Here is a 6000-nt window from a genome sequence, read left to right on the forward strand (position 1 = left end):
CAACGGGGCGGCGGCTCTCCCCGCCGGCCCGCGCGGGCGGCAAAAGGACGATGCCGGAAGGTCAGGCGGTGGCGCGGGGGCTACGCCACCATCAGCGCGTCGAGCACCCGGTAGTCGGGCGGCGTGGTGTCGATCGGACGGCCGTTGCGCAGCACGCAGCGGTCGCCCTGCTGGCGCGAGAGCAGCTCCGAGTAGTCGCGCGCGCGCAGCACGATCAGGTCGGCGGCGCCGCCGGCGTGCAGGCGGCCGACGCCGGGCAGGCCCATGATGTCGGCTGGCACCGCGCAGGCGGCCGCCACCCAGTCGCCCACCGGGCGGTCGAGTTGGGCGATCTTCACCGCCTGCACGAAGGTGTCGAGCATGTCATGGTCGCCATAGGCGTAGAACGGGTCGCGGCAGTTGTCGCCGGCCACCGCCACGCGCAGGCCGGCGGCGCGTATCTCGTGCAGCACGGTCACGCCGCGCCAGCGCGGCGTGCGGCCGGGCGCGCGGTCCTGCAGGTACATGTTCACGGTCGGCAGGCTGACGACGTCGATGCCGGCCGCGCGGCAGGCCTCCAGCGTGGCGCGCATGTCAGCCTCGGGCTGCACCGCGAGCGAGCAGCAGTGTCCGCAGAGAATGTGCCCGGCAAAGCCGTCCTGGCGCGCCAGCCGGGCCACGCCGGCGAGCGTGCGGGCCTGCTCATCGCCGGTCTCGTCGACGTGCAGGTCCACGTGCAGGCCACGTTCCTGCGCGAGTCGGAACAGGCGGCGCAGGGCGGTGTCGAACTCGGGCGGCGCCGGCACGTTGGGCCGGCCGCGAAAGCGGGTGACGCAGCCCAGGTTGCCGCCGGACTCGGCCACGATGTCGGCCAGCCGCCGGCCTTCGTCGGTGAGGAAGACATCGATCGGCGCGATGGACGAGGCCTGCAGCGTGATGCGCCCGGCCCAGGCTGCGCGCAGCTCGCGGAATACGGGAAACGAGATGGAGGCCTGCGGCGCCAGCGAGTCGAGGTGGGTGCGGATGGCCACCACGCCATGCGCGTAGGCGGTGCGCAGGCCGAATTCCATGCGGACCCGCAGGTCCTGCGCGCTCCAGCGGGCTTCGCGGTCTTCGCCGGTGGCCTGGGCCGCGCCCGCGGTGTCGGCCGTGGGGTTCTGCTTGCGCGGCCAGATGTGGCACTTGTCCAGGTGGGTGTGCAGGTCCACCAGGCCGGGTAGCACCATGGAATGGTCCAGGTCCGGGCCCGCCTGCGCAGGCAGCGAGCCGGCCGGCAGCACGCCGTGCAGCCGGCCGCCCTCGATCAGCAGGTCGGCCTGGCACAGGCCTTCGCCGTCGGCGCTGGCGCGCAGGGCCGGCGGCTCGACCAGGCAGGCCGGCACGGTGGCGTTGCGCAGCGCATAGCGGTCGCCTCGGGGCGGGGTGAAGAAGCTGGTGGGCATGGGAGTCATTGGCAGTGGGATCAGGGCAGACGGACTGCGCTCACGCCCCCACCCGCTTGTTGACGAACTGCAGGGTATAGCCCTTCTTCGGATCGACGCCGGCCGGCATGGCGCCGGCCGCGACCATGGCCTCGTACACCGCATTCCATTGCGCGTGGCTCATGGCCCCCGGGCCGCCGGCGCGCACGTCGGGTGAGTCGAAGATGGCGGCGCGCTTCATCGCGTCGCGGGCGAAGGCTATCTTTTCCTCGCTCATCTCGGGGTTGCCTTTGCGGATCAGTGCGTTGCCCGGCCTGGGGTCGCCCTGCAGGTAGCTGGCCCAGCCCCGGGCCGTGGCATCGACGAAGCGCTGCACCACGTCGGCACGCTCGGCAATCATCTTCGGCGACGTGACCACCACGTTGCTGTAGGCCAGGTAGCCCTGCTCGGACAGCAGGTGCAGCACCGGTTCCACACCGGCGCGGCGGACCTCGTAGGGCTCGCTGGTGAGGAAGCCTTCCATGCTCACCGCCTTGTCTGCCAAGAAGGGCGCCATGCTGAAGGTGTAGGGCCGGGCCTGCGCGTCGGTGAAGCCGAAGCGCGCCTTGAGCCAGGGGAAGTAGGTCTGGCGGCCGACGGTGGAGACCAGCAGCGGCTGCCCCTTGAGCGCGGCCAGCGTGTCGTGGCCGCTGCCGGGGTGCGACAGCAGCACCGTCAGCGCCTTCTGGCCGAAGGCCGCGACCGCCACGCCGGGCAGGCCTTCCTTGGCGAAGTTGAGCACCCGGGTGCTGTCGGAGTCGACGAAGTCGGCCTGGCCCGCGAGGAAGATCTGCATGGTGTTGAGCTGCGGCCCGCCGGCGCGCAGTTCCACGTCCAGGCCCGCTTCGCGGTACAGGCCGGTGGCCAGCGCCTGGTAGAGCCCGCCCTTGTCGGGCTGCGGCACCCAGCCGGTCTGGTAGGTGACGCGGGTGGCCGCTTGCGCGCCGGCGTTGCGGATGAATGCCGGCGCGGCCAGCGCCGCGAGGGCCGAGCGGCGGGTGAAGGCGTTGTTGCAACTCATGGTCTGGTCCTTTCGGGCGGGGCTTCAGGCGAGGGCCTCGGCCGCGGCCTGCGCGCCGTATTGCCAGCCGGTGGTGGGCAGGGCCAAGCCCGCGCCCTCCTTGGCGTGGCCTTCGGTGGCGTCGAACTTGCCGGGGTTCATCAGGCCGTGCGGGTCCATCTGGCGCTTGAAGCCGGCGTCGCGGGCATCGGCGGCCTTCATGCCGTTTTCCTTGACGAAGAAGGTGTGGTTGTTGGCCACCATGGCGCCGTCCTCGGCCATGCCGCGGATCACCCCGGCCACCTGGGCCTCGTCCTCGAAGGCGTAGTAGGGCGAGCCCTGGAACGCGATCCGGCCGTCGTAGCGCTTGGCTTCCAGGTGCATGCCGCCAAAGCCCTGGAAGCGCCGCCAACTGCGCTCGACCGCCGCCAGCAGGTTCGGGTCCAGGTAGAGGCCGATGTTGTTGACGATGTCCGGCCGGGTCTTGTTCACTTGCAGCCGTGCATGGCCCCAGCCGAACTCCCACAGCGGCGCGTGGTACGGGCCGTGGCCTTCGGCGGCCTCGACCGCGATCTGGCCGCCGAAGCCCGCCACCAGGCCGCGCAGCGCCTCGATGTCGTGGGCCGACACCATGCAGCGCATCATCGACCAGCGCTCGCGGCCGAAGGGACGCATCGCGGCCATGTAGTCCCAGTTGGGGAACTCGTCGAGCGAGATCAGCTTCTTGACCACGCCGTCGGCCGCGGCCAGCGCGTAGCCGCAGCGCGCGGCCGTCATGAAGTCGGGGAAGTTGGCCACGACCTCGGTCCATGGCCAGGCCGGCGCCAGCGGCATCTCGACCTCGGTGATGATGCCGTTACTGCCATAGGCGTGGTGCACCAGGTTGACGTCGTCGCCGCGCAGCTCGATCACCCGGGGCTCGGCCTCGATGCTCACCAGCTGCAGGCCGCGGATGTTGCCGCGGTCGCGCAGGATGCCCCAGGCGCAACTGCCGATGCCCGCATGGCCCCCGGCCACGTAGCCGCCGATGGTGGCCGCGCGCTTGGTGGAGGAATGCATGCGCAGCTCCCAGCCGGCGGGGCGGGTGGCTTCGTCCAGCGCCATCAGGCGGGCGCCGGCCTCGGCGCGCAGGGCGCCCGGCCGGCTCCACAGCAGGCGGTCGAGCGCGGTCATGTCGACGATGGCGCCACCCTGCAGCGGCACCCCCTGCCCCAGGTTGCAGGTACCGGCCCCGCGCATCATCAACGGCATGCGCGACAGGGCCGCGGCGCGGGCGATGCGCAGCACGTCCTCGCGATGGCGCGGGCGCACGATCAGGTCGGCGAACTTGCCGGCGGCCTCCTTGCGGATGATCGGGCTGAAGGTGGTCGACATGTCGCGGCTGCGCCGCCGCACCGCGTCTGCATCGGTCACCACCGGCACGTCGCCGAGCTGCTGCAGGAAGGAAGGAACATCATTCATGTGAAACTCCACGGTTCTTCGGCGTGAGTGGCGATATCGGTGCATGAGGCACCGGGGACACACAAGCCATGCAATCCGCATGCCAATGAGTGAACTTTCACATAAAATCCCGAGCGAGCGCTTTTCCATGGATCTCGAGACCAACCTCTTCTTCCTCTGCACACAGGTCGTCTATCGGCGCAACCGTGCCCTGCAGGAAGCGCTGCGCCCCCTGGGGCTGCAGGCGACCGAGTTCCGCGTATTGAGCGCGCTGCTGCGCCGCGGCCCGCTGACCATGCAGGAGCTGGCCCAGTGGACCGCCTACGAACGCACGCGCATCACCCACATGCTGCATGGCATGGAGGACAGGGGCTGGGTCGAACGCACCAGCTCGGCCCACGACAAACGCACCGTGGTGGCGCAGATCACGTTCGCGGGGCGCAAGCTGTTCGAGCAGGCGAAGCAGGTCGAGGATCGCCTGACCCGCGAGGTCATGAGCGCCAACACCGCCGAGGAACTGGACCAGGTGAGAAGCGCCCTGCGCACCATGCGGACCAGGATGATCGACATGGGGCTGTAGCGCGAAACGCCCGATGGTGAAATACCGCCATGGACCCCTTGCGAACGCACCCCCGGCCGCCGCCCCAGCCGCAGCCCTTTGCCGCCCTGGTGCAAGCGCGCCGCTCCATACGCCGCTTCACCGACCAGCCCCTGCCCGAGGGCCTGCTGGCGCAACTGCTGGCCCAGGCTCGCCTGGCCCCCAGCGGCGCGAACCTGCAGCCCGGCGAATTCATCCACCTGCAGGGCGACGCGCGCGCCCGCCTGTCCGCCGCCTTGGTCGAGGCCTTCCGCCAAGGCGCGCAGGAGCCCGAGGACTACAGCTACTTCCCCCAGCCCATGCCCATGCACCTGCGCCGCCGCCAGGTCGCCGCCGCCCAGGCGCTGTACCGCGCCCTGGGCGCCGCGCGCGACGACCGCGCCGCCCGCGATGCGCAGTTCGAGCGCAACTTCCGCTTCTTCGACGCACCCGTGGCGCTGCTGGTGACCATAGACGCGCGCATGGGCAGCGGCTGCTACATGGACCTGGGCATGTGTTTGTATGGGTTGATGCTGGCGGCGACGGCGGCCGGGCTGGGCAGTTGCGGCATCGGCGCCATTGCGTCCTACCCTGGGCTGGTGCGGCGGACGCTGGGGCTGGATGCAGGGCAGCGTGTGGTGTGCGGGGTAGCGCTCGGGTATGCGGATGGCGATGCGGCGGAGAACGAGGTGCGCACCGCGCGCTTGCCGGTGAGCGATTTCCTGCGCGTGATGGGCTGAGAGTCTGAGAGGCTGAGAGATGGACCGCTTCGTCGTTCTCTCCGGCTGCTCCGGCGGCGGCAAGTCCACCCTGCTGGCCGAACTGCGCCGGCGCGGCCATGCCTGCGTCGAAGAGCCTGGCCGCCGCATCATCCAGGAAGAAGCGCGCAACGGCGGCCAGGCCGTCCCCTGGTAGGACAGGGCGGCCTTCCTGCGCAGGGCCATCGACATGGCCGTCGCGGGCCGGGCCAGCGCCACGGGCACCGCAGGCTGGGTGTTCTTCGACCGCGGTCTGGTGGATGCCGCCGCGGCGCTCGAAGCGCTGACCGGCGAGCCCGTGCTTGCGGGCTTGGCGCGGCACCATCGCTACCACCGGCGCGTCTTCCTCACCCCGCCCTGGCCCGAGATCTATGCGCAAGAACCGGAGCGGCGGCATGGCATCGAGGCTGCGGTGGCGGAGTATGAGCGGCTGCTGCGGGTCTATCCCTCGTTGGGGTATGAGGTGGTGGTGCTGCCGAAGGTGCCGGTGGCGGAGCGCGCCGGGCTTGTTCTTGATGCGTTGAGTGGGGTGTCTGGGCCTTAGTCTTACTGTGTCATAAAAGATGCTTTGCGCTTGCCCTTCCGCAGCATGGGCACTGCCCGAGACGAGCGATCAACTGATAGCTCAGTCGATGACGCAGTGTCGTGATCGACGTCGCCACGTGGCGTTGCGCGCGCAGGACTGCCTCGGGGGACGTAATCCTCGGGAAGGGCAGGCACCTGGCGTTCGATGAAGTTTTTTTTATCGCCGACAGACTTGTCGGCGACGAGGCGCTCGGCCATGAG

At 70.3% G+C, this 6000-nt stretch carries 5 protein-coding genes and 2 pseudogenes; 3 read left to right on the plus strand and 4 right to left on the minus strand.

From position 1 onward, the window contains the following. Window positions 1-80: 80 nt before the first annotated feature. The 3 genes from JHD63_RS03435 to JHD63_RS03445 are packed head-to-tail and all read right to left on the minus strand — an operon-like array spanning window position 81 to window position 3900. Window positions 81-1421: a cytosine deaminase gene (locus tag JHD63_RS03435; protein WP_198969254.1), complete on the minus strand. Its 1341-nt coding sequence runs from the start codon at window positions 1419-1421 to the stop codon at window positions 81-83. A 40-nt stretch (window positions 1422-1461) separates the two neighbouring features. Then, window positions 1462-2460, minus strand: a complete 999-nt coding sequence (locus JHD63_RS03440) for an ABC transporter substrate-binding protein (protein ID WP_198969255.1) — start codon at window positions 2458-2460, stop codon at window positions 1462-1464. Between the two features lie 24 nt (window positions 2461-2484). Further along, complete coding sequence (locus JHD63_RS03445; RefSeq protein ID WP_198969256.1) at window positions 2485-3900, minus strand: FAD-binding oxidoreductase; 1416 nt, start codon at window positions 3898-3900, stop codon at window positions 2485-2487. A 127-nt stretch (window positions 3901-4027) separates the two neighbouring features. Here JHD63_RS03445 and JHD63_RS03450 point away from each other — a divergent pair, with 127 nt between their 5' ends. The 3 genes and pseudogenes from JHD63_RS03450 to JHD63_RS03460 all read left to right on the plus strand — a co-directional run bounded on the left by JHD63_RS03450 (window position 4028) and on the right by JHD63_RS03460 (window position 5758). Beyond that, complete coding sequence (locus JHD63_RS03450; RefSeq protein WP_233167537.1) at window positions 4028-4459, plus strand: MarR family winged helix-turn-helix transcriptional regulator; 432 nt, start codon at window positions 4028-4030, stop codon at window positions 4457-4459. A 29-nt stretch (window positions 4460-4488) separates the two neighbouring features. Beyond that, window positions 4489-5196, plus strand: a complete 708-nt coding sequence (locus JHD63_RS03455) for a nitroreductase (protein ID WP_198969258.1) — start codon at window positions 4489-4491, stop codon at window positions 5194-5196. A gap of 19 nt (window positions 5197-5215) precedes the next feature. Continuing rightward, window positions 5216-5758: pseudogene (locus JHD63_RS03460) on the plus strand (AAA family ATPase). A 2-nt stretch (window positions 5759-5760) separates the two neighbouring features. Here JHD63_RS03460 and JHD63_RS23875 read toward each other — a convergent pair. Beyond that, window positions 5761-6000: pseudogene (locus JHD63_RS23875) on the minus strand (IS701 family transposase); the annotation flags it as partial.

Source organism: Xylophilus sp. ASV27, from assembly GCF_016428875.1.
Lineage (GTDB): Bacteria > Pseudomonadota > Gammaproteobacteria > Burkholderiales > Burkholderiaceae_C > Xylophilus.